At 62.7% G+C, this 23,676-nt stretch carries 24 protein-coding genes; 12 read left to right on the top strand and 12 right to left on the bottom strand.

Annotated elements, in window-relative coordinates; genetic code table 11:
• Positions 1–5: 5 nt before the first annotated feature.
• Positions 6–392 carry a DUF1304 domain-containing protein gene (locus YH3_RS18935; protein WP_064443858.1) on the bottom strand — a complete coding sequence of 129 codons (387 nt, stop codon included), beginning with the start codon at positions 390–392 and terminating at the stop codon, positions 6–8.
• Positions 393–479: 87 nt separating this feature from the next.
• Here YH3_RS18935 and YH3_RS18930 point away from each other — a divergent pair, with 87 nt between their 5' ends.
• Both YH3_RS18930 and YH3_RS18925 read left to right on the top strand, forming a co-directional pair.
• The gene (locus YH3_RS18930) at positions 480–1,064 is read left to right on the top strand and encodes a TetR/AcrR family transcriptional regulator (RefSeq protein WP_064443857.1); all 585 of its coding nucleotides are present in this window, start codon (positions 480–482) and stop codon (positions 1,062–1,064) included.
• A gap of 57 nt (positions 1,065–1,121) precedes the next feature.
• Entirely contained in the window at positions 1,122–1,742 is a 621-nt protein-coding gene (locus tag YH3_RS18925) for a GNAT family N-acetyltransferase (RefSeq protein WP_058226247.1), read from the top strand.
• Here the strand turns inward: YH3_RS18925 and YH3_RS18920 are convergent.
• Positions 1,700–2,290: a TetR/AcrR family transcriptional regulator gene (locus tag YH3_RS18920; RefSeq protein ID WP_050654696.1), complete on the bottom strand. Its 591-nt coding sequence runs from the start codon at positions 2,288–2,290 to the stop codon at positions 1,700–1,702. The two genes, YH3_RS18925 and YH3_RS18920, sit on opposite strands and share 43 nt — an antisense overlap.
• Before the next feature lie 113 nt (positions 2,291–2,403).
• On the opposite strand from YH3_RS18920, the gene YH3_RS18915 reads away from it, so the two are divergent.
• The 3 genes from YH3_RS18915 (at position 2,404) to YH3_RS18905 (ending at position 4,748) form a co-directional block, all read left to right on the top strand.
• On the top strand, positions 2,404–3,642 hold the full coding sequence (locus YH3_RS18915) for an MFS transporter (protein ID WP_064443856.1): 1,239 nt from the start codon (positions 2,404–2,406) through the stop codon (positions 3,640–3,642).
• A gap of 134 nt (positions 3,643–3,776) precedes the next feature.
• Positions 3,777–4,223: a hypothetical protein gene (locus YH3_RS18910; protein WP_021332236.1), complete on the top strand. Its 447-nt coding sequence runs from the start codon at positions 3,777–3,779 to the stop codon at positions 4,221–4,223.
• A 156-nt stretch (positions 4,224–4,379) separates the two neighbouring features.
• Positions 4,380–4,748, top strand: coding sequence for a VOC family protein (locus YH3_RS18905; RefSeq protein WP_003939994.1), 369 nt, complete (start codon positions 4,380–4,382; stop codon positions 4,746–4,748).
• Between the two features lie 4 nt (positions 4,749–4,752).
• Here YH3_RS18905 and YH3_RS18900 read toward each other — a convergent pair whose 3' ends face one another.
• A complete protein-coding gene (locus tag YH3_RS18900; RefSeq protein WP_064443855.1) occupies positions 4,753–6,099 on the bottom strand; it encodes a deoxyribodipyrimidine photo-lyase in 1,347 nt (448 codons plus the stop codon).
• Positions 6,100–6,109: 10 nt separating this feature from the next.
• The gene (locus YH3_RS18895) at positions 6,110–6,697 is read right to left on the bottom strand and encodes a TetR/AcrR family transcriptional regulator (protein WP_047270920.1); all 588 of its coding nucleotides are present in this window, start codon (positions 6,695–6,697) and stop codon (positions 6,110–6,112) included.
• Between the two features lie 76 nt (positions 6,698–6,773).
• Between YH3_RS18895 and YH3_RS18890 the strand changes: the two genes are divergently transcribed.
• Complete coding sequence (locus YH3_RS18890) at positions 6,774–7,151, top strand: DUF952 domain-containing protein (RefSeq protein WP_064073987.1); 378 nt, start codon at positions 6,774–6,776, stop codon at positions 7,149–7,151.
• Here the strand turns inward: YH3_RS18890 and YH3_RS18885 are convergent.
• Complete coding sequence (locus YH3_RS18885; protein ID WP_064443854.1) at positions 7,148–8,143, bottom strand: hypothetical protein; 996 nt, start codon at positions 8,141–8,143, stop codon at positions 7,148–7,150. The genes YH3_RS18890 and YH3_RS18885 overlap by 4 nt on opposite strands.
• A gap of 89 nt (positions 8,144–8,232) precedes the next feature.
• Between YH3_RS18885 and YH3_RS18880 the strand changes: the two genes are divergently transcribed.
• Genes YH3_RS18880 through YH3_RS18870 form a run of 3 tightly spaced genes read left to right on the top strand, consistent with a single transcriptional unit; the run spans position 8,233 to position 10,893 of the window.
• Positions 8,233–8,808 carry a TetR/AcrR family transcriptional regulator gene (locus YH3_RS18880; protein WP_007733449.1) on the top strand — a complete coding sequence of 192 codons (576 nt, stop codon included), beginning with the start codon at positions 8,233–8,235 and terminating at the stop codon, positions 8,806–8,808.
• A 40-nt stretch (positions 8,809–8,848) separates the two neighbouring features.
• Positions 8,849–9,553, top strand: coding sequence for a response regulator transcription factor (locus YH3_RS18875; protein WP_003939853.1), 705 nt, complete (start codon positions 8,849–8,851; stop codon positions 9,551–9,553).
• Positions 9,550–10,893 carry a sensor histidine kinase KdpD gene (locus YH3_RS18870; protein WP_003939972.1) on the top strand — a complete coding sequence of 448 codons (1,344 nt, stop codon included), beginning with the start codon at positions 9,550–9,552 and terminating at the stop codon, positions 10,891–10,893. Before YH3_RS18875 ends, YH3_RS18870 begins: the two co-directional genes overlap by 4 nt.
• A gap of 4 nt (positions 10,894–10,897) precedes the next feature.
• Here YH3_RS18870 and YH3_RS18865 read toward each other — a convergent pair whose 3' ends face one another.
• Positions 10,898–13,174, bottom strand: coding sequence for a bifunctional SulP family inorganic anion transporter/carbonic anhydrase (locus YH3_RS18865; RefSeq protein WP_064443853.1), 2,277 nt, complete (start codon positions 13,172–13,174; stop codon positions 10,898–10,900).
• Between the two features lie 324 nt (positions 13,175–13,498).
• Here YH3_RS18865 and mgrA point away from each other — a divergent pair, with 324 nt between their 5' ends.
• Entirely contained in the window at positions 13,499–14,530 is a 1,032-nt protein-coding gene (gene mgrA / locus YH3_RS18860) for an L-glyceraldehyde 3-phosphate reductase (protein WP_042451484.1), read from the top strand.
• A 13-nt stretch (positions 14,531–14,543) separates the two neighbouring features.
• Here the strand turns inward: mgrA and ppk2 are convergent, their stop codons facing one another.
• Positions 14,544–15,509, bottom strand: coding sequence for a polyphosphate kinase 2 (ppk2, locus tag YH3_RS18855; RefSeq protein WP_003940295.1), 966 nt, complete (start codon positions 15,507–15,509; stop codon positions 14,544–14,546).
• Between the two features lie 210 nt (positions 15,510–15,719).
• Between ppk2 and YH3_RS18850 the strand changes: the two genes are divergently transcribed.
• Positions 15,720–18,137 (top strand): lysylphosphatidylglycerol synthase transmembrane domain-containing protein, encoded by a 2,418-nt coding sequence (locus YH3_RS18850; protein WP_064443852.1) that lies wholly within the window; start codon positions 15,720–15,722, stop codon positions 18,135–18,137.
• A 9-nt stretch (positions 18,138–18,146) separates the two neighbouring features.
• Here YH3_RS18850 and YH3_RS18845 read toward each other — a convergent pair whose 3' ends face one another.
• Both YH3_RS18845 and YH3_RS18840 read right to left on the bottom strand, forming a co-directional pair.
• The gene (locus YH3_RS18845; protein WP_064443851.1) at positions 18,147–18,437 is read right to left on the bottom strand and encodes a hypothetical protein; all 291 of its coding nucleotides are present in this window, start codon (positions 18,435–18,437) and stop codon (positions 18,147–18,149) included.
• Between the two features lie 11 nt (positions 18,438–18,448).
• Positions 18,449–18,673 (bottom strand): flavin reductase, encoded by a 225-nt coding sequence (locus YH3_RS18840; protein WP_228401253.1) that lies wholly within the window; start codon positions 18,671–18,673, stop codon positions 18,449–18,451.
• A gap of 192 nt (positions 18,674–18,865) precedes the next feature.
• On the opposite strand from YH3_RS18840, the gene YH3_RS18835 reads away from it, so the two are divergent.
• Positions 18,866–20,077 (top strand): low temperature requirement protein A, encoded by a 1,212-nt coding sequence (locus YH3_RS18835; RefSeq protein ID WP_064443849.1) that lies wholly within the window; start codon positions 18,866–18,868, stop codon positions 20,075–20,077.
• 10 nt (positions 20,078–20,087) lie between these two features.
• Here YH3_RS18835 and YH3_RS18830 read toward each other — a convergent pair whose 3' ends face one another.
• From YH3_RS18830 to YH3_RS36745, 3 genes are all read right to left on the bottom strand, one after another.
• The gene (locus tag YH3_RS18830) at positions 20,088–21,326 is read right to left on the bottom strand and encodes a helix-turn-helix domain-containing protein (protein WP_064443848.1); all 1,239 of its coding nucleotides are present in this window, start codon (positions 21,324–21,326) and stop codon (positions 20,088–20,090) included.
• Between the two features lie 106 nt (positions 21,327–21,432).
• Positions 21,433–22,830 carry a dihydrolipoyl dehydrogenase gene (lpdA, locus tag YH3_RS18825; protein ID WP_064443847.1) on the bottom strand — a complete coding sequence of 466 codons (1,398 nt, stop codon included), beginning with the start codon at positions 22,828–22,830 and terminating at the stop codon, positions 21,433–21,435.
• A 6-nt stretch (positions 22,831–22,836) separates the two neighbouring features.
• A partial coding sequence (locus YH3_RS36745) for a dihydrolipoamide acetyltransferase family protein (RefSeq protein ID WP_238592649.1) occupies positions 22,837–23,676 on the bottom strand: 840 nt, incomplete at its 5' end.

Raw genomic sequence — 23,676 nt, 5'->3', positions numbered from 1 at the left:
ACCACTCAAAGCAGGTGGATTACCAGCAGAACAACGGCAATAGCTGGGAAAAGCATCTGCACGACGGCTGCGCGGGCTTTGTCGGGAGACGAGAGAATCAGCACCAATCCCGCGGCAACCATCGATCCTGCGCCTGCCAGGACGAGGGCAATTCCGACCGACGCGGAGCCTGTCGCCGCAATCACGATGCCGACCGCCGACACGATCGCCAAGAAAAGGTTGTAAAAGCCCTGGTTGAAGGCGAGCGGCTGCGTGGCGATCGCCTCTTCCTCGGACTTCACGCCGAACGTGGCGCGGGTCTTCGGGGCCGTCCAGAGAATCGATTCGAGGACAAAAATGTACACGTGCACTGCTGCGGCCAGTCCCGCGAAGATGTAGCCGGCGACATTCATCGGTGAACTCCTGTTGCTTCGAGTGAATTCTGTATCGTTCGGTCCAATATATACTGGACCGAACGATACAGAAAGAGCGAGGCTTTGATGGGCAGATCACAAGAATTCGACACAACAGCCGTGGTCGCTGCCGCTTTGGACGTTTTCTGGGCACGCGGATACGAAGGTGCCTCACTCGGCGACCTCGAATCCGCGACGGGGCTGAGTCGGTCAAGTCTCTACAACTCGTTCACCAACAAGCGCGGATTGTTCGACGCCGCCGTGCAGCTGTACCTCGACCATGTCATCCGGCCACGTCTGCGCAGCCTCACGACAAATCCCGGGGCAGACGCCGTCGACGACTACCTTTCCTCGCTTGCGCACGCGATCGGCACCATGACCGCCGACTCACCTCGGCGCGGTTGCCTACTTCTCAATACGGCTGCCGGACTCGGCGCGCACGACGATGCGGTGGCCGCAGTGATCCGCGCTTACCGCCGAGAGCTCGCCGACGCGATCAACAGTGGATTACACGCCGCGTTTCCAACCGAGACAGACGCCACGCTCTCAGATCGCACTCGAATCCTTCTCTCCTGCACGGTAAGTGCATTGGTACTCGCACGAGTTGACACCGAAGAGGCCATCGCAACTCTGGAATCTGCGCGCCGACTGAACGCAGAGTGGCAGGGATAATGACCGGAAAGCTCACGCCATTGCCCGCCATCAGGCGGGTAGGCGATGATGCTTCACGTGCCCAAGTTGACTACGCCCGCGATCGCCACTGGCTCTCTCGAGGGGATGGACCAACCCTCGATCCACGTCGGGACTTTCGCGATTCTCCGACCCTGGACCCGCGACGACGCACCGGCCGTCATGGAAGCCTTTCGCGATCCGTCGATTCAGCGTTGGCACATCCGCCGCGCCGACTCGATCGACGAAGCACGGGGTTGGCTCACCCAGTGGAGAGACGGGTGGGCAAGCGAATCCGAATGCCATTGGGCGATCGCCGCTCCCGAGACAAATGAACTCCTCGGTCGAATCGCAGCAAAGGGGGTGAATTTGTGGGACGGCACTGCCGAGCTCGCGTATTGGGTGACCCCAGCGGCGCGCGGCCGCGGACTGTGCACCCAGGCTGTAACCGCACTGTCCGAGTGGGCATTCCGCGAAGTAGGGTTTCATCGATTGGAACTCGCACACTCGATCCACAACCCACGATCGTGCCGAGTCGCCACCAAAGCAGGGTTCAGCGAAGAAGGTGTTCGACGAAGCTCCGCCAGGCACGCCGACGGCTGGCACGACATGCACGTCCACGCCCGACTACGTAGCGATCAGCCTTCGGCAACGACCCGCGCCGCGAGGGCAAGCGTCTGATCCACCAATTCCGCAACTCGCTGCGGCACGACCGGTTCGAGGTCGAACAGAATTCGGTAGATGATCGGCGCCACTACATGGTCGACCACCGAATCACCATCCACGCCGGCAGCTTCCGGCCAACGCGCGAGGATCACGTCGATCTGCGTCCGACAGAAGAAGGCACACTTGAACTTCTTCGTACCGTCCGGTGCATGCGTCTGATCGTCGCTCATCAACACGTCACGCAACGAAGCACGACCGACAGGCGCAGACATCTCCTCGAGGTACTCCTGCGCCCAAACCGTCAGATCCCCTCGGAGCGAGCCCGTTTCACGCGGGTCGGCGTCCGGGCGCAATCTCTCGATCGAGACGTCGGCAAAGACTTCGTTGATGTCACCCCACCGCCGATAGATGGTCGACGGGGTCACTCCCGCATCGGTCGCGATCATCGGCACCGTGATCTCTGCCCGATCACGCTGTTCCAACAACTTGCGCGCCGACGCATGCACGGCCTGTTGGATGCGCGCACTACGGCCACCGGGGCGCGGACCTGCGGACGGACTCATAAATCCAATACTAACGCAAAGATGTTGCATTAGGCTACGGCCAGGCGTAGCGTCCCAAACGCAAAGTATTTGCGTTTGAAGTCTTCACCACCCGCACGGGAAGCGCTACGACAATGACAACGACCGTTTCACCACAGACCGAAAGCACTTCACGCCCACGCCTTGGGCGAGGCGTCGCTTTCACACTCATCGCCGTCATCATCGCCACGTTCCTGGGCGCATCCGCGACCCCGACACCGTTGTACGAGCACTATCAACAGTTGTGGGGATTCTCCTCGCTCGCGTCGACGCTCGTGTTCGGCATCTACGCTCTCGCATTGCTCGCCACGCTCCTGACCGCCGGATCCCTGTCCGATCACATCGGCAGGCGCCCGGTCCTGCTCGGAGCACTCGCGCTCGAGGCAGTCTCGCTCGCGCTGTTCGCCTCGGCCGACGGTTTGACCATCCTGCTCATCGCCCGGGTCATACAGGGTGTTGCCACCGGCGCTGCAATCAGTGCTCTGGGTTCGGCATTGATCGACCTCGAACGCACTCCGGGCCGAGGATCGATCATCAACAGCGTCGCTCCGACGATGGGGCTTGCAGTCGGAGCAGTGGGTTCGAGCCTCATCAGCGAGCACCTGCCCCGGCCCACCAGCACTGTCTACCTGGTCCTTCTCGTGCTTGTCATTCTCGAGATCTTCGGAGTATGGGCCGCTCCCGAGACTTCGGGCGGACGCCCCGGAGCCTGGCAGTCCCTGCGCCCCACACTGGCCGTTCCTCGTCAGGCGCGCACGATGATTGCCCTGACCGCACCGTGCCTGATCGCGGTCTGGGCGCTGGGAGGTTTCTACCTCTCACTCGGACCTGCATTGGCGCGCAACGCACTTGACGTTCACAGCTCCCTCATCGGTGCCATCATGGTTGCAACACTGACAGGATTCGGAGCGGCAGCAGTACTCACCTTCCGCAAACTCGGCGGCCGGACCGTGATGCTGATCGGAACCACCGCCTTGGTGCTCGGGGTGGCCGTCACACTCATCGGTGCTGAAACATCCTCTGCCGTATTGATTCTGGTCGGTACGGCTGTTGCAGGTATCGGCTTCGGAGCAGGATTCCAAGGAACTATCCTCACCGTCATGCCGCTGGCCGAGAACCACGAACGCGCGGGTTTGTTGTCCACCGTCTACGTCATCGCATATCTGGCCAACAGTCTTCCCGCCTTGCTGGCCGGCTACCTGGTCGGCAAGGTCGGATTGGTGGATACGACGCGTGGCTACGGAGCACTCGTCATGGTGCTCGCGGCGGCCGCACTGATCGGACTGCTGGTCACCGGCGAGCGAAAGGTCGAAGCCGTCTCGGTGTCGGAGTAGGTGTCCCCCGATCGGTGGACACACCGTTCCGCCTGCACAGGGTCCGGGGAGTGGACATACGACATCGATCTGCTCCGACATAGTTGTCTTCGAGAGAGCCAACCGAACGCTCACCCGGACAAAGGACACCGTCGATGACGAACCCACGCTACGTAGTTGCCGCAATCACAGCTCTGGCCGCCGGCGCCCTCACGTTGGGATTGAGCGGAATCGCCAGTGCCGGAACCCTTCCCACAACCGGCAACAGCATCACGATGACGATCAGCAACGACACCGAACAGACAATTCATCTCGAAGGCGCCGACAACCCCTACGGACAGTGGATGCAGAGCCCACGCCAGTCGCTCGCGCCCCACGAGACCGAAATCGTCACGGCGTACAACCAGGACCCGCGCGGCCTGACGGTCGACGTCGTCTATTCCACTCCCGGCGGCGGACAAGCCGTCTTCATGGCCAACGACTATCCGCAGTTCGACACCGACGGAACCCGCACCACCGACCCTGATCACTACTTCATCTCGAGCTACATCGACGGCTACTACCCGAACCTGAGCGTCGGGTACCACCTCAGTGCGGTGTGACTGCAGCAGTCGTCATAAGTAATCCATCTGTCTCTCAGACGCACTTGTTCTTGGACATTCGTCCGGCGCGCGGGGATTGTTGAACGCAGCCCCGCACGACCAGGCACACGCCCCGTTGCCGGTGGCCCGAACATCAACGGGAGAGGGAAAACCACAGTGCGACTACCCAACCAGTTTCTGATCTACGTCAGCGATGCCGCCTCCGCAGCAGCGTTCTACGGCGAATTGTTCGACGCGAAGCCTGAGGTCCTCAGCCCTCGGTACATGACCTTCGACCTCGGCGGCGGTGTGGTCCTTGCACTGTGGAGCGGCAAGTCCCGCGACCTCGATCCCGCGACACCGCGCAACTTCGAAGTCGGCATCTTGGTCGACGGCGGGAGCAACGAAATTCGGGCGATCCACGACGAGTGGGTGGCCAAGGGAGTCGAGGTCGTCGAAGAACCCAACGAAGATGTCTTCGGTCTGACGTTCGTCATTTCAGATCTGGACGGAAACCGCGTCCGCGTAGCGCCCGCAGATCACTGAGCACTCAGCCTTTGATCTCGCCGTACCGGCGCAAGGCTTCCTCACGCTCGTGCGCGTGATCGACGATCGGGTCCGGGTAGTCGACCGGGCGCATCGCCTTCAACGAGTGGACGGCCTTCCCGGGAACATCGCGAAGTTCGGGGACCCACCGACGGACGTATGTGCCGTCGGGATCGAACTTCTCCCCTTGCGTGATCGGGTTGAAGACGCGGAAGAAAGGCGAAGCATCCGTACCCGACCCGGCAGTCCACTGCCACCCGTGCTGATTGGAGGCCAAGTCACCGTCCACCAGTTGCGACATGAAGTACCGTGCGCCGCGCCACCACGGAATGTGCAGGTCCTTCACCAGGAATGACGCGACGATCATTCGGACCCGATTGTGCATCCAGTTCTCAGCGGCGAGTTGCCGCATGCCGGCATCCACGATCGGGAAGCCGGTCTTGCCTTCACACCAGGCCGTGAAGGCGGCGTCTGCGTCGACTCCCCCGTCGTGACGTAAACGGTCGAACTTGCCGTCGTAGTTCTTCCGCGCGCTGTCGGGGCGCTGAAACAGGATGTCTGCGTAGAAGTCTCGCCAAGCAAGCTGGCGACGGTACGCCTGAGCGCCGTCTCCGAGTCGCTTGGAGAGATCTGCCAACATGGTTCTCGGATGAATCGTGCCGTACTTGAGCGGGATCGACATCCGACTCGTGGTGTCGAGGTCGGGGCGATTTCGTTCGTCGTCGTACCGGTCAAGATCGTTCTCGCAGTATTCTTTCCACTGTTCGAGCGCACCGGTCTCACCGACGACATCGCTGACGGTGCCGGACGGCGCGGGGATACTCACCCGGCGCGGGCCACCGTCCTTCTCGCTCGGATCGAACCAACGGACCGTCCCCGCATCGGTCGACGCGGGGCCCCGCCAACCATGTTCCATCCACTGACGGAAGTACGGCGTGAACACCTTGTACGGATCACCGTCCGCCTTGGTGACGCGTCCGGGCGCCACGGCATATGGTGACCCGGTGGCGATCAACTCCACCTTCTCGGCCACGGCCGCGTCGCGCCGTCGGCCGTAGGGCCCGTAGTCGGCACTGATGTGAACTTCTTCGGCGCCAACGGATTCCGCCACGCGGGGCACCACGTCTGCCGGATCACCTCGAACAACCATCAATCGTCCGTCGAGCTGGTTGTCGAGTGCCGACAAGTTGGCGAACAGTTGATTCTGGCGGGGTGAGCCTGCCGGTCCGAGCAACTTCTCGTCGAGGACGAACAAACCCAACGTCTGTCCGCCGGCATCCGCCGCTGCAGTCAGAGTCGGAAGATCACCGACCCTCAGATCGCGTCGAAACCAGATCACAGAGTTACTCACCCAGTCGAGCCTACCGATCAGATCTCAGAACGCATCCCACCGCGCGGGCCGCCAGTTGCGCCGCTCTTTCGGCTGTCGGTTCGGAGGTGAGCCCGAGCAGTCGCCGCCGGTGCTCCTCCCCGAGCAGCAAGGTGTACAACTGATCCGCGCACAGCGCAGCCTTCTGGCCGTGCTGATCGATCAATATCTTCTCCAGAAAGGCAATCGACTTGGCCGGGCCGGATTCGTAGAACGCTGCGGCCAATTCAGGGAACTGCACTGCCTCGCCGATCATCATGCGGTGCAGCGCAATCGAGTTGTCGCTGTGCAGGGCGATGACGATGTCCACTGCAGCGGCGAGCAGGTCGGACTGGCCCTCGCCGGCATTGTCGACGTACGCGTGCTGACGCGCAACCGCAGCTGCAAAGACCGCAGACTTGTCGCCGAAGTAGCTGTACACGGTGCGCTTGGCGACGCCGGCCACCGTGGCAATGCCCTCGATGGTAGTTCGGGCGAACCCGACATCTCGAAACGAGTCGACAGCGACGTCGAGAATCTCGTTGCGTCGTTCGGCGCGCTCGGCGTCACTGGTTCTCCCACGTCTGCGCGGTTGCTCCATCAAGTCCCCTGTTACCGTGCCGGTAAATTAATGCTACGTTGACGTTTCATTAATTCGAATACTACAGGAGCACTGCATGACCGGACAACGACTCGTCCACGTCGCTATCGCCGACGACTGGGAAGCATGCAAGCGTTTCGGTGAGTACGAGGTCTCGACGCGCGGAATCAGTTACGACGAGGCAGGATTCATTCGCGCAACGACCCCGGACGCACTCGCTTCGGTGCTCGATCTGGTGTTCGGCGACCTCACATTGCCGCTGGTCGTCGCCGTCATCGATCAGGACGCCCTGACCTCCGCGGGCATCGACGTCGAATGGGAGGCGGAAAAGCCCCGAATCCTCCGACCTCTACCGATGGACGAGGACACCGTGGTCGCCGAACTGGCCGTGGAACGCGTTGACGGGGTCTGGCCGATTCCCGACCTGACCCCGTACGCAAGCTACGCCGGCTAGACCAGCGCAGCCTCCGGTTCGATAACCGGCGCAGACGCCTTCTTCCGGCCGGCAGCCACGCACAGCGCGATCCCGACGGCAATCCAGCACACCAGCACCAGAAGTGGCGTGGTGGCGCCATGGCCGTCGAAGAACGCCATCGAACGGACGGATGCTCCTGCGGCGCCGGGTGGGAGCAGCTGCCCCAATGCGCCCCAGCCTGCGGGCAACCACGCGGCAGTTGTCGCCATCCCCGAGAGTGGGTTTCCGATGAACATCATCGTGACGGCGCCCAACGCGAACCCCTTCATCCCGAGCAGGGATTCGAGCCCCAAAATGGGAAGCGAGATGGCCGAAATACCAACGGCGAGTGTGAGCGCGGTGAGCAGGTAGTTTCCGTCAAGGCTGCTGGTACCGAACTGCAGAATGGCAGTCAGGGCAAAACCCGCGACAACCGCGACGCCGGCAGCGCCCAACACTCGCTTGACAATGCTGCGCGGAAACAGCTGCACGAGAACAACAGCAGGCATGATTCCACCGAACACCAAGGGCAAGGCCAATGCCGTGAGCCCAGCACCGGTCGGGTCGTCCGCCGTCAACGGCACAACGTCTTCGACGGGAACCTTCACCCCCGAACTCTCCGCGAGCCCACTGGCCAGACCGGTCAAGGTTTGGGCGATCGGGGTTCCGCCTTCGGTCGCGATCAACACGTGAGGACCGTTGGCATCAACGGCGATTCCGCCGACCACGTCGCGATTCCGAATCGCGTCACGCAGGGCGTCGGCGTCGGCGAATTCTCGAGTATCGAAGGCGCCTTGCTTACTCGCCTCGAGCGAGGTGCTGATCTGTTCGGTTGCCGCAGCTGGACCGGTGATGCCCAACTTCAGTTCGTGCGGGCCACTGTTGACCGAGGGCAGTACGAAGGCAAGCAGCATCAGCCCGATCACGGCGGACAAGCCCAACACCACAGCCACCAACTTCTTGCGGTCCTGTGCTTCAACTTCGGCGTTCATAACTACCCTCCCTAAGTGGAAGTTTTTCCTCCACTATTTGTGGAAGATATTCCTCCGGTTATGATGAACTGTCAATACCGGAGGTGGATGTGCGAGCCGATGCACGTGAACGCAGAAACGCAATAGTCGACGCCGCACGAGCGGTGTTCACCGAGCGCGGGCACGACGCGCCGCTCGATGCAGTCGCAGAACTCGCGAAAGTGGGCATCGCCACGCTGTATCGAAACTTTCCGACGCGCGAGGACCTCGTGACCGCCGTTGCCGTCGCAACACTGACCGATGTCCGCGAGGCTGCCGACATCGCACTCACGGCAATGTCCACCGATCCGATAAACGCGTGGCACACGCTGGTGGACCGCCTCGTGGAACTGCGCCTGGGTGCGCTCATTCCTGCACTGGTGGAACGCAGTTTCACCGAGCTGGCGCCCGAAGTTCTGGCGGTGCGTGAGGTGACGAAAACGAAGATGACCGCGACGATCGGCGCCGCTCAGAGCGCCGGACTGGTTCGCGCCGATCTGCAACCGCTCGAATTCGTAATGGCTCTGGCCAAACTGACGCGCCCGCAAATCGAGTTGTCCGACGAGGCCATGCCGAACCTGGTCCCGCGGTTGGTCGCGGTGTTCATGGCCGGTCTGCGTCCGGACGGTACCGACTTGCCGGTCTGATCGGCGAAACCCGACGTACCAGGCAAGGCACAATGGGGCTGTGACCGAGATACCGAAAATCCTCGTAGTCGACGACGACGCAGACGTCCTGACCTCACTCGAACGCGGATTGCGGCTCTCGGGATTCACCGTACTGACGGCGGTGGACGGCGCCGACGCGCTCCGAGTGATCTCCGACAAGCGACCGGACGCGGTAGTCCTCGACATCAACATGCCGGTGCTCGACGGCACCGGTGTGGTGACGGCGCTTCGTGCCGCCGGCAACGAAATCCCGATCTGCGTGCTCAGTGCGCGCAACTCGGTCGACGATCGCATCGCCGGGCTCGAATCCGGTGCAGACGACTACATGGTCAAACCGTTTGTTCTTGCCGAACTGGTTGCCCGGATCCGCGCAATGCTCCGTCGCAGCAACACTCCGGCCGGCGATCACTCCGAGGGTACGAATACCCTGCGGGTCGGAAACCTCGACATCGATCTCTCCGGTCGCCGGGTTCGTGTCGACGGCAAGGAAGTACCGCTCACCAAACGCGAATTCGAGCTACTCGAAGTGCTCGCACACAATTCCGGCATCGTGCTCACTCGCGAACGTCTCCTCGAACTGGTGTGGGGCTACGACTTCGTCGCCGACACGAACGTCGTGGACGTCTTCATCGGCTATCTGCGTCGAAAGTTCGAATCCGGCGGTTCACCTCGTCTGCTGCATACCGTTCGCGGCGTCGGGTTCGTGCTTCGGGAGAACCCGTGAAGCGTCGCCGCTTCTCACTACGAACTCGCGTTGCCGCGGCCGCGGCACTGGGGGCGACGTTCATCGTCATCGCACTCGGTGTGGTCGTTGCACTGGCTATCGCACGAAACAATTTGGCGCAGTTGGACCGTCGATTGGAGACGGCATCGACGGTCATCGTGGCCAATGCGGCTACAGCGGGACCTTTTCTCGGCGCGTTCGGAGACGGCGGCGCCTTTTCCGTGACCATCCGCTCCGACACCGACGGAACCGTCAAATCCAGTACCCCGACGCGACTGCCCGAACTACCGGTCGGCTCGGCGACCGTCGACGTGGACGGTACGAAGTACCGGGCATATACCGCCGAGGCCGACGGGATCAATGCCCTTGTCTCGCTGGCGGTTCCCTATGCCGAAGCGCGAGACATCACAGTCGACCAACAGCGACAGGTTGCGTTCTTCGGCGTCGGGGCCGTAGCGGCCGCAGCTGCGTTGGGATGGTTGTTCGGTGGCCCGGCGGTGCGCCCCCTCGTGGAGTTGACCCGCCGGATCGCCAGGCGCGATCCCGATCTCGCCACCGAGGTTTCCGGAATCCGTGAAGCGGACGAGCTTGCCGCAGCAGCAGAATCGATGCTCAGCGACGTCGCTCGAGCGCAAGCCGCAACCAACTCCGCCCTTGCCGCCGCCCGAGATTTTGCGTCCGCCTCGGCTCACGAACTCCGAACTCCGTTGACAGCAATGCGAACCGACATCGAAGTGTTGTCCATTCACGACCTCGATCACGAACAAAGACGCGAGATCCTCACAGATCTGGCCCGCGCGCAGGGCCGCGTCGAGTCAACTCTGAGAGACCTCGAGCGCCTGGCGAAGGGTGAACTCTCGACGGCCGAGGATTTCAAGGACACCGATTTGACCGAGGTCTGCGACATCGCCGCCGACGACGCACGCCGACATCATCCTGGGCTCGACGTCGGCGTCGTCACGGTGGATTCCCCACTCCCCTATTGCATCCGGGCCCTTCCCGGCGGAATCCGGTTGATCCTCGACAACGCGATCACCAATGCAGTCCGCCACGGCGGCGCGAGCGCGGTGCGCATCACCCTCGCTCGCCCGGCCGATTCACCAGACACCGTCACGATCACGATCGACGACAACGGTTGCGGAATACCGGCCGAGGAACGCTCGAGCGTGTTCGAGCGCTTCACTCGCGGATCGACGGCAGGCAAGACAGGCTCCGGTTTGGGCCTGGCGCTGGTGGCGCAGCAGGCGGCCCTGCACGGCGGACGGACGACATTTCACGACAGTCCACTCGGCGGGGCTCGCCTGCTGGTCGAACTCAGGGATCAGCCCGGACCCGAATAGCCCTTCAGGTCTCGATCAACTGGCCGATCCCCGACGCTGTCACTTCGATGACCCGAGCCGAGCCGATGTCGAAGAACAGTCCGGCGATACGCAGGCGACCATCCACACGGGCCTGACCGACGAGAGGATGGCGTTCGAGAGTCTGCAATTGGACTGCGACATTGACCATTCCGAGCTGATCGACCTCCGAGAAACCTGCCTCGGCCGCAGCACGCGCGACCGGATGGCCACTCGTATAGGCCTGCAAGCTCGTCTCCGCGTGCCGCAGCCATTCACCGACGACTCCCGATTCCGACGGACCGTTGGTCAGGAGTGCTTGCATCGCGCCGCAGCCCGAATGTCCGCACACGACCACCGAGCTGACACCCAACTCGTCGATCCCGAAGGCCAGTGCCGCTTCCACCGACGTATCGCGGCCGCCGGCAGGAACCAGCTTTCCGACATTGCGCACGGTGAACAGGTCACCGGGGCCACTGCTCGTGATGATGTTCGGCACCACTCGCGAATCTGCGCAGGTGAGGAAAAGGGAGTCGGGGTTCTGCCCGTCGCGCAACTGATCCATGTGCGGCCGTATCGCTTCGGCGCGATGGCGATGATAGTTGGACACCCCGTCGAGAATGGGCCGCAAGGCCGGCGGGCTGCTCAGATTCCTCCCCGAAGCCTGTGGTTGCCAACTGCCCCACGGCGCGAGCAAGCCGCGCAGGTCGGTGACTGCGGCGCCGCGCTTCGGCGGACCGGTGGTCGCGCTCTCCATACTCACCGAGCCGACTTCGTCGATGATCACCGAACCACCTGCCAACTCGTACTGCCTCGCCCACTCTTCGATGACGTCGAAGACGGCATGGTCGAGGAAGTCGACTGACAGCTCGACGGTGACGTCCGACCGCGGTGGGATTCCGGCGAGCACCGACGTCAGCTTGGGCAGCACCAGGAAGGTGCACGAGCCTTCGACCAGGACGCGCCACTTCCCGGAATCGTTGTCGCCCAACTCTTCTGCGGTGACAGTTGCGCGGATGACACGCCACACCAGGAGGGCGATGGCCAGCGCCAACCCGATCAGGACGCCCTCGAGCAGATTCAAGAACACGACGCCGACCACCGTGATGCCGTACACCCACAGATCACCGGTCCGTCGCGCCAACCGAATGTGCGCCAGCTTGACCAGTTGAATACCGATGACAATCAACAGTCCGGCCAGTGCAGACTTCGGAATCTGCTGGACCAACCCGGCGAGCGCAGCCGAGAACAGCAGAATCCACAGGCCGTGCATGATCGACGACGCGCGGGACTTCGCCCCGGCCTCGACATTGGTCGCACTGCGCACGATCACCCCGGTGACCGGAAGGCCGCCGATGGCCCCGGACACCATGTTCGCGGTGCCCTGGCCGAGCATCTCGCGATCGAAGTTCGACCGCGGGCCCGAGTGCATCTTGTCCACGGCCACGGCCGAGAGCAGACTCTCCACACTGGCGATCAGGGCGATGGTCAGGATGCCGGTTGCGACGCCGAGCCACTGGCCGTCGGGCAGAGCGGGGAGTCCGATCGAGTCCAGCAAAGATCCGTCGAGAGCAATACGCTCGACGTCGATCGGCAGCGCCAGCGAAGCGAGAGTTGCCAATACGATGCCCACCAACGCCGCCGGAACCTTGCGGACACCGGCAGGGAGATAGCGCCACCCGAGAAGGGTGGCGATGACGACGAGTCCGATCATCAGGTCCTCGACATGCAAGGCACCGATCTGTGCGGGCAACTGCCGTAGATTGTCCAGCGCCGAGCTGGCCGAGCTTCCACCCAACAACACGTGAACCTGTTGTAGCGCAATGGTGATGCCGATACCGGCGAGCATCGCATGCACCACCACTGGAGCAATAGCCAGCGCCGCACGGGCAATTCGGCTGAGCCCGAACACGATCTGCAGAATTCCGGCGCCGACGGTGATCAGGCAGGTGACTTTCCACCCGAACTTGCCGATCAGTTCGGCGACCACCACGGTCAGGCCGGCTGCGGGACCACTGACTTGCAGCGGTGAACCTCCCACAGCTCCGGCCACCACTCCGCCGACGATTGCGGCGATCAGACCTGCCATGATCGGCGCCCCGGAGGCGATCGCAATTCCCAATGACAGGGGAAGCGCCACCAGGAATACGACCAGCGACGCCGGCACGTCGTATCTGATCAGTTGCTCGAGATATCGCCGGCTTCCACCACCCGGCGGAGACGAATCCCCCACGACGCTCTCGTCTGCGGATGATTGTGCGTGCACTACGGACTGCGTCGACATAGATCTCCTCGCCGGACCCCGGATCCGGCTGCTGGGCAACATGTTCGAAGCGAATCGGCGATCGGTATCGCCGATCGACTGTGACCATGGTAACCGCGATTCCTTACCGTTCCCTTAGATGCGAGCCCAGACGTGGTCGACGTCACCGCCGCCCGGCACTGTGACTCGAACCTGAACATCGGTCCAAAAGATCGATCGAATTGCTTTAAACCGCAAGCATTTTGACTGACACACCTCCAGCGGCCGGCACACCTGAGCGCCGTCGGCGATAATGGTCGGGAGTGAACGCTCAACCGCAGACACAACGATGTGAAGGCAGGCACCATGTCCGATCAGTACGTCGCCACGCAGGACCGCTACGAAGCCATGCCGTACCGCCGAACCGGTCGGAGCGGTCTCAAACTCCCGGCCATCTCGCTGGGCCTCTGGCACAACTTCGGCGACGACGTACCGATCGAGAACCAGCGCGCAGTTCTGCGGCGGGCATTCGATCTCGGAATCACCCACTTCGATCTTGCGAACAACTACGGTCCCCCGTACGGAAGCGCCGAGACGAACTTCGGCAGGATCCTGCGTGAGGATTTCTCTTCGTACCGCGAGGAATTGGTCATCTCGTCCAAAGCCGGCTGGGACATGTGGCCCGGCCCCTACGGATTCGGTGGTTCCCGCAAGTATTTGCTGTCTTCCCTCGATCAGTCGCTCGGACGACTCGGCGTCGACTATGTCGACATCTTCTACAGCCATCGCCCTGACGCCGAAACTCCGATCGACGAGACCGCAGGCGCCCTGATCAGCGCTGTCCAGCAGGGCAAGGCCCTGTACGCGGGTATCAGTTCGTACTCGCCGGAGCGCACCCGTGAAATCGCCGCACTGCTCGCCGCTGCGGGGGTTCCGCTCTTGATCCACCAGCCGAGCTATTCGATGCTGAACCGCTGGATAGAGCAGGACCTGCTGTCGGCTGTCGACGATCTCGGCGTCGGCGTCATCGCGTTCTCACCACTCGCTCAAGGCATGCTCACCGATCGCTATCTGAACGGCGTCCCCGAGGATTCCCGTGCAGCTCAAGGTAAGTCACTGGATCCGTCGTGGTTGACCGACGACGCTCTCACCCACATCCGCGCGCTCAACGACATCGCGGCAGACCGCGGCCAGTCGCTGGCTCAGCTGGCACTGAGCTGGGCACTCCGCGATTCGCGGGTCACCTCGGTACTGATCGGTGCGTCCAGTGTCGCCCAACTCGAAGCCAACGTCGGCGCGCTCGACAATCTCGAATTCAGCGCAGCCGAACTGGCCTCCATAGATCAGCACGCCAAGGACAGCGGCATCAATCTGTGGGCAGAGGCCAGTTCGATCTGAGCGATCACCTGCGCTAGAGCTGAGGCAACTCCACGTTCACGTGCTCGCCCTCTTCGAATACGGCCGACGCCGGCCCGACGATCAAGGGATCCGGAGTACCGACAGCCCGGTGATCCTTGTTGGGATAGTCGAAGCTGGCGAGCACGTGACGCATCGCCTCGAGGCGAGCGCGCTTCTTGTCGTTGCTCTTGATCACCGTCCAGGGCGCATCCCCGGTATCGGTGTAGAAGAACATGGCTTCCTTGGCCTGGGTGTAGTCGTCCCACTTGTCGAGCGAAGCCAGATCGGTCGGTGAGAGCTTCCACTGACGCACCGGGTCCGTTCGGCGGGCCGCGAACCGCGCCAACTGCTCTTCGCGGCTGACCGAGAACCACAGCTTGTGCAGATGAATCCCGGAGTTGACGAGCATCCGCTCGAAGTCCGGGGTCTCTCTCATGAACTCGAGATACTGCGTCGGCGTGCAGTAACCCATCACTCGTTCGACGCCGGCGCGGTTGTACCAGGACCGGTCCATCATCACTATCTCGCCGCCGCTGGGTAGGTGTGCGACATAGCGTTGGAAATACCACTGCGTCCGCTCGATGTCGGTGGGCTTCTCGAGCGCGACCACGCGGGCTCCACGGGGATTGAGATGCTCGGTGAATCTCTTGATCGACCCGCCCTTACCGGCAGCATCGCGACCTTCGAAGATGATGAGCACCTTCTGACCGGTTTCCTTGACCCACAACTGCAGCTTGAGCAGCTCGATCTGCAGACGCCGCTTCTTCCGCTCGTACTCGCGGCGCGACATCTTCTTCTCGTAGGGGTAACCCTGCTTCCAGGCATCCGCGAACTCCGAAGGCTCCAGCACGCCGAGCTTGTGCTTGAGACTCGACAGCTCGTCGATCTCGGCCGCGTAATCCTCGGTGACGGAAATTCTGGTCGACGGGGTCGGCAGGTCAGGAACCCGACCGTCCACACCGCTGGCGTCGGGGCTCATGAATACGCACTCCCTGTCGTCGAAATGAACGAACGTCCGGAAAGTGAATTTTACGCGCCGAAGCCCGCTCCCGCGGGTCCGAAGAGAATGTTGCTTGGCATCGAGGAGGTAACGACAGGTCCGGCTTCCCAGTCGCCGAACCCTCACGCGGTACCTTGATCGAGGTAACTGAGACGGTCGGTAACCCCGAGAGAAGAGAGTTCTGGCGAGATGCGAGTAGACGGACGGGAGATCCCGGTAACGGGAAGCCTCCTGCCACCACTGCACCGCCGTACGAGCGACATCATGCGGGTTGCGATCGCTGCTGTGCTGCTCGGCGGCGTGATCGCGGGATCTCTGATCACTCGAAGTCAGTGGGACGCCCTCGAAACGTCGGTGTCCAACATCGTCGGTGTTCTCTCGCCGAGCCTGTCAGACACTGTGTACCTGCTCTACGGCATCGCAATTCTGGCGCTACCGTTCGCCATCCTGATCGGCCTGATCGTCGGGCGCCGGTGGAAGTTGCTGGCCGGATACGCCGCCGCCGGCCTGTGCGCCGGTGTCGCGCTGTCCTTCACCGGAACAGGCCTGGCGGCACCGAAATGGCACCTCGACGTGCCGGACCGACTCGACGCCACCTTCCTGTCGCAATTCCTCGACGATCCGCGATGGATCGCGATGCTCGCGGCGGTGCTCACCGTCTCGGGCCCGTGGCTTCCGAAGAAGTGGCGACGAGCCTGGTGGACGCTGCTTCTGCTCTTCGCTCCCATCCATCTGATCGTCAGCTCGATCGTTCCCGCACGATCGATGCTGGGTCTCGCCGTCGGTTACCTGATCGGCGCGGTGATCGTTCTCGCCGTCGGCACCCCTGCCCTCGAAGTGCCGTTGGACTCGGCAGTACGCGTACTCGCGCGGCGCGGTTACCGCGTCACCGCGTTCCGCGTCGTGAGTCCCTCGGGAATCGGGCCTCTTGTCATGTCCGCAGCCATCGACCAAGCACCGGACGACGAACCTTTCGACGAACTCGTCGTCGAGTTGTACGGACAGAACCAGCGAAGCAGCGGAGCAATTCGACAGACGTTCCGTTGGATCTCGTTCCGGAACCGTGAAACTCCGCCGCCCTACGGATCACTTCGTCGCGCCGTCGAACACCGAGCGCTCATGGGTATCGCGTTCGCCGACATCGGTCTGGCCAGTTCCAAGGCCGTCGCAATCTCGGTACTCGATCGCGGGTGGGAGATGTACGCGCGCCCGAGTCCTCGTGGCATCCCCCTTGCCGTCGCCGTCGAGAACCAGGCGGGCGAGGAAGAATCCACCAAACTGATCGACGCGCTGTGGCAGACACTGCATACCGCTCACGTGCACCAGATGGCGCACGGCGACCTGCGCGCTTCCGAAATTCGTGTCGAAGGCGGAACCATCCTCTTCGGCGGGTACGCGTACTCCGAATTCGGCGCCACCGAAGTTCAGATGCAGTCCGACAACGCACAACTTCTCTTCGCCACCGCATCATTGTTCGGGGTCGATGCAGCGGTGGACGCCGCGATTCGAGCGCAAGGCGCAGACACGATTCTCGCCGCCTCCGGCCGATTGACCACCGCTGCATTGCCCAACCGAATTCGGCGGACGGTCACGGATTCCGCGAAACTGATGACCGAGATCCGAGACGAGGTCGGTGCCAAGAACGGGATCGAAAAGGTCGCTCCCGCACAGGTCACCCGATTCAGTCGCAACCAGCTGATCCAGCTCGTTCTGCTCATCGGTCTGGTCTACGTCGCCTACCCCTTCATCAGCCAGGTCCCCGCGTTCATCACCGAGCTGAAGACGGCCAACTGGTGGTGGGCACTGCTCGGCCTCGGCGTCTCCGCACTGACGTACGTCGGCGCGGCAGCGGCCCTGTGGGCCTGTGCGTCGTCGATGGTCAGTTACCGCAACCTCTTGATCATGCAGGTGGCCAACACCTTTGCGGCGACGACAACTCCGGCCGGAGTCGGCGGGCTCGCGCTGAGCGTGCGGTTCCTGCAGAAGGGCGGGCTCGGTACCGTCCGTGCAACGGCCGCAGTCGCGCTGCAACAGACGGTTCAGGTGGTCACCCACGTCGGCTTGCTGATCTTCTTCTCGATCGTCGCCGGACGTGATACGAACCTCTCGCACTTCATCCCGGGATCCACTGTTCTGTACCTGACGGGCGGCGTCGCGCTCGGAGTTCTCGGTGCATTCATGTTCATCCCGAAACTCCGTGGGTGGCTGCGCGACGATCTGCGTCCTCAGATCACCGAGGTGTTGGGTGAACTGAGCCAACTCGCGCGAAATCCCACGCGCTTCCTCATCATCGTGGGCGGCAGCGCCGCAACAACTCTGGGTGCCGCCCTGGCTCTGTGGGCGAGCGTCGAAGCATTCGGCGGCGGCACGACGTTCATCACCGTCACCATCGTGACGATGATCGGTGGGACGCTCGCCTCGGCGGCTCCGACACCGGGTGGCGTCGGAGCCGTCGAGGCCGCCCTCATCGGTGGTCTGTCCGCATTCGGACTGCCGGCAAGCATCGCGGTCCCGTCGGTCCTGCTCTACCGAGTGCTGACCTGCTGGCTCCCGGTGTTCTGCGGTTGGCCGACGCTGCGATGGCTGCAGAAGAACGACATGGTCTGAGCCGTTCCGCTACTTCTGGCGAACGACGTGAGCCTGCAGTGCTTCGCCGTCCTCGTCCACCCAGCCTTTGCTCTGGGCGTATTCGACCATCGCGGCAACACCTTCGACGTCCGTGGTGCTCTCGCGAACGCGGGCTACCGAGATGAATGCACTACCACCGCTGACGTATCCGTAATCCTGAAGGCGCAAGAGTTCGTCCAGTTCGGCTTCGGAGATGTCGGCACTCACCTCGACGTGAAAGTCCTTCAGGTTGTCCACATCGTGGATGCTGACGCGGCCGTCGTCCACCAGTACATACATGGCTCTCCTTCCTAGAGCACTGACATCGGTGCGTGCGTACCGAATACACGCCGGTGGTAGGTCAGTGGATTCGACTCGCGATGCTCGACCTCGTCCACCGATCCTGTCACGATCTTGTGATCACCACCGTCCACGGTGCACATGATCCAGATGGGAGCGTCCGGCAGTCTCGGTGAGCACACGTGCGCCATGGCTTCTCGAAAACACAACGCCCGGTTGCCCTGTGGGACATTCACGATGTCAGCCCTTGTCTGCCAACTCTTGTGCGTACTTCTTTGTCATGTGGTCGACGGCGTCGACTTGCGCCTTCGCATGCCCCTCCCTGACGGCGCGCGCGTGAGCGCGGACAGCATAAACACTACTTCGAAAAAACGGACAACTTCGCCGCCTACCAGCACTGTTGATGCCGATAGCCGATACTGAGCTGTATGTCGGAACTCGGAAATGAACCAGACTCGAAGCAGAAGGCGGTGCGCGAGCGACACGCGTCATGGATCGAATTGTTCTTCGACCTCGTCGTGGTTGCCGGTATCGGTCAGCTGGCTCACCTGCTCCACGGTTCGCCGTCGTGGTCGGATGTCGCGCTCTACGCGTTGCTCTATCTCGCGTTCTGGACCGCGTGGGCGACGTTCACGATGTACGGCAACGTTGCCGGTGACCGTGTCCGGATCCCGAGCATGCTGATCGCCATGTTCGGACTGGCCGTCATGATGGCGGCCGTGGCCGGCATCCACGACAACCATGCGCTGGCCTTCGCTGTCGCCTACGTGGCCGTACGTCTGCTGGCGAGTCGGGTGTGGCACAACGGCCAGATAGTCGTGGACTGGCCGATCGCCCAGATGTCTCTCGGTGTGATCCCGTGGATCGTCTCGTTCTGGTTCGAGGGCGAAACTCGGTTCTGGCTCTGGACCGCCGGTGTGACCATCGACCTGCTGATCATGTTCGTCGTCTCCGGCAGCGCGATCATGGAAGACGCGCAGGAAAAGCTCGACCGCATCATCAAGGTTCGGGGGTTCAAGGACGACCGGATGCCCGAACTCGAAGCCCTGCACTCCGATCGGGCTCACCTTGCCGAGCGCTTGGGCCTGTACGTCATCATCGTGCTGGGCGAGGGTGTGATCCTCGTGATTTCTGCGGCCTCGAAGCTCACCTGGGACTCGACGGTGGTCAGCCTCGCAGTCGGATCGTTTGTCCTGCTCTCGGGCATGTGGGCTCTCTCGCTTCTCTACGGCCACGCCGGTGTTCCGCACCTGCAGGCCGAGAAGTTTCCCGCTCGCATCGACATGGCGCTGCACTGTTTCACCACCGGCGCTATCGCGGTTCTGGTCGCGGGGCTCGGAGCGGCAACCGAACACGGCGCGGAGCACACGCCCGCGAACCTGCGGTGGTTGTTGTGCGGAAGCATCGCAGTCTATTTCGGAATCAGCCTGGTGGCAGGGCTGTTCGCGCGATCGGACCGACGGTGGCTGCTCGGCTGGGCGCTCCCGTGCACCGCCATCCCCATCGTCATGGGCATCGTCGGCACGCACATGAGCGCCACGTGGATCATCTGGGTGCTGGTGGCCACCGTGTCCTGGCAGAACGGCTACGAGTACGCGCAGGTGCGGCGTTCGCGCCGCTCTGCTGTGCGCCTTTATTAACCCCCCGCGGTTAATAAAGGCGCACAGCAGGGGCGGTTTTTACCCTCACCGCCGGGTCGAAGCGATAGGGCTGAGCCAACAGGATTCCGGCCAATCGCTTACGCAACCTCGACATCTCGGCCCGGACGGTCACCGTCTTGCGTGGATCGCCGAACAACTGTGAGGCGAGCTGCGCGGCCGTGAGGCCCTCGGGCGCCTGTGTCAGAGCCACGAGGATCTGCGAATGGCGCGGGCTGAGGTCGATACTCCAGCTCCCCATTGCCGAGGAGTACCGCAATTCCATCGCATTCGGATCTTGCACATCCAATTCGACTTCTGCACAAACCGTTCCGGACGCCGGATCCATCTGAGGGCGGACGAGCCAACCACCCGGAAGCGGCTCGCACATACATAGTCCGAGCGACGGGAGCCAATGCTCGCCGCTGCTCATCACTTTCGGCAGTGCGATTCTGTAGATCGGCGCCATCGAGTCCACCGCCGCGACCCAGCCACTGCGGTCCACGACCACTGTCGGCTGACTCGCACGAGCCAGCGTCGATGCCGAGATCATCCGGAGCTGATCCAATCCGATTCGATGCTTCTCCCGCAGTGCGGATTCCGCCAGCCTGGCCACACTGTCCACGAGAGCGAGAGTCGACGGGTGGACCGTGTCTGCTGCGCCGGCGACGTTCACGACGGCGATGGCCCGGCGACTACGCGGATCTCGAACCGTCGCCCCGGAGCAGGTCCACGGATGCTGCGAGCGCGAGTAGTGCTCGGCCGAGAACACCTGCACTGCCGAACCTGATGCCAAGGAAGTGCCGATCCCGTTGGTACCAACAGCTTCCTCGGTCCACGACGCACCCTCGATCATCCCGAGCCGTTCGGCCCGATCCAACATTCGACTGGACCCGTGTCGCCAGAGGATACGTCCGTAGCGGTCCGCCACCACGATCAGATTCGCGTCGTCCGGGCCGACGAGTGGTGCCAGACCGTGCACCGCCTCGTCGAAGATCTCCGCCATGCCGGCTGCGCGTCTGCCTTCTTCGATCTCGGATTCGCGGCCCGTCTCGGTGATCGAGCACCGGTCCGGATCGAGTCCGAGCGCACGCAAACGCGACCACGAATTCGCGATGACGGAGCGCGGACGCGCAGGCGGCTTGCGTCCCGACATCGTTGCTTCGTACACGGATTCGAGAACACGTGCGTACTGCGCCGGGTCTTCACCACTGGCCAGGGCCGGTTCGAGTCGATTCGTTTCGCCGATCACACTCCAGTCCTATGTGACGGGGTCATCGAAAGCGAGCGTTGCACCCGGTTGCAGAGTTGTTCGCGTGCGTGAACGAAAGGACGGCGTTCACGCACGCGAACGGTGCTCACGCGTTGAGGGGTCTCCCCAGCGCCGAGAGCACAGACTCGTGCATTGCCTCCGAGAGCGTCGGATGAGCAAACACGACCTCGGCGAGATCCTCGCCGGTGACTTCGAGGGATCGAGCGATACCGAAACCCTGAATCTGCTCGGTCACATCCGGACCGACCATGTGCGCGCCGAGAAGTTCCCCGGTATCGGCGTCGAAGATCGTCTTGACGAAGCCTTCGGCCTCGCCGATCGCCAGTGCCTTGCCGTTCGCCTGCAGGTCGAAGTGTCCGACCCGCAGCGCGCGACCAGTACCGGCGCACTGCTTCTCCGTCAGACCCAGGCTCGCCACCTGTGGGCGGGCATACGTGCATCCCGGAACGTAGTCGCGATCGAGCGGATGAACGTCGGGCACGCCTGCCAACTTTTCGACGCACAGGACAGCTTCGTGGCTTGCCTTGTGCGCCAGACATGGAGCGCCCGCGACGTCACCGATCGCATAGATCCCGAAAGCGCTGGTACGGCACCACTGGTCGGTGACGATCGCACCGCGCTCGATCTCGACGCCCAGAGCCTCCAACCCCAGATCCTCGACGTTGCCGGTGATTCCGGCCGCCACCAACACCCGGTCCACGGTCAACGACTCGACACCGTCGCTCGTCTGCACATTCACCTGGACGGCGTCGTCGCCGACGGTCACCGCCGACACCGAGGCTCCGGTGTGAATCGTGATGCCACGCTTCTCGAACTGCTTGCGAACGAAGGCCGAGATCTCTTCGTCCTCGACCGGCATGATGTGTGGTGCCATCTCGACGATGGTCACCTCGGTTCCGAGATCGCGGTACAGGCTGGCGAATTCGACTCCGATCGCGCCGGACCCGATCACGAGCAGCGACTTCGGCAGTTCCTTCGGGACGAGCGCGTCGAAGTAGGTCCACACCCGATCACCGTCGGGGGCAACGCCGGGAATCGAACGCGGCCGGGCACCGGTTGCAATGATCACGTGGTCGGCTCGATACGTCTGTCCTCCCACGGATACGACGCCTTTGTCCACCAACTTCGCGGCGCCTGAGATGACGTCGACGCCGTTCTTCTTCATCAGATAGGCAACACCGCCGGACAACCTCTCCGAAACCCCTCGGCTGAACGACACCAACTTCGAGATGTCGAACTGGACAGACGCCGAACTGAATCCGTATGTGTCGAGTTCACTCAAGGTATGCGCAACGTCCGCGCCGTGCAGCATCGCCTTGGTGGGGATACAACCCCAGTTGAGGCAGATACCTCCGAGGCGATCACGTTCTACCAGCGCGACGCTCAACCCCAACTGGGCAGCCCGGATCGCCGCCACGTAACCACCGGGGCCGCCACCGATGACAAGAACGTCGTACTTATGCGACGTATTGTTTTCCACCACAGCCCCTTACACCAACATCAGCGCGGGAGAAGCGACAAAGCGCTGGAGCTCCCGAAGGAAGGTCGCACCCAGGGCTCCGTCGATAACCCGGTGATCGCACGAGAGGGTCACGGTCATCACGGTCCGGGCAGAAACACTGTCACCGACCACCACCGCGCGCTTCTCCCCCGCACCTACGGCAAGGATCGCTCCCTGGGGCGGATTGATGATCGCGTCGAATGCCTTGATCCCGAACATGCCGAGGTTGGACACCGTGAAGGTTCCGCCCTGGAATTCTTCGGGACGAAGTTTGCCGGTCTTCGCCTTGGTGGCCAACGAGAGCACCTCACCCGAGATGTCCGCCAACGACTTGGTATTCGCGCTACGCACGATGGGCGTGATCAGCCCGGTCGGAAGTGCAACTGCCACCGAGACATCCGCCGACGCGAATCGAAGAACCGATTCGTTCGCGGCATCGAACTGGACGTTCACGTCCGGCACCTTCATCAGTGCAGCGGCGCAAGCCTTCACGATGAAGTCGTTGACCGACAGCTTGACCGCCGGGACGGTCGAATTGATCTCCTTGCGCAGAGCGAGGAGCGCATCGAGCTCGAGGTCTGCGGTGAGCCGGAAATGGGGTGCCTGCTGCTTGGACGCCTGCAACCTACCGGCGATTGCCGATCGCATGGGGGTGAAAGGAATTGTGTCGTACTCGGGTTCGGCCGCAACGGATTCGGTCTCAGCCGCCGCCTCGGGCAGGAGCTGCGCGGAACGAGCGGCGTCGTGCACGTCGGCGACGCAGACGCGCCCCCGCGAACCCGTCGGACGACAGTCATGCAGGTTGACGCCCAGTGATCGGGCAGTTCT

It is taken from the genome of Rhodococcus sp. YH3-3 (assembly GCF_001653035.1).
In the GTDB taxonomy this organism is placed as follows: domain Bacteria; phylum Actinomycetota; class Actinomycetes; order Mycobacteriales; family Mycobacteriaceae; genus Rhodococcus_F; species Rhodococcus_F qingshengii.
Note: the sequence above shows the minus strand (reverse complement) of the source record. Positions and strands in the feature narration are given on the sequence as shown.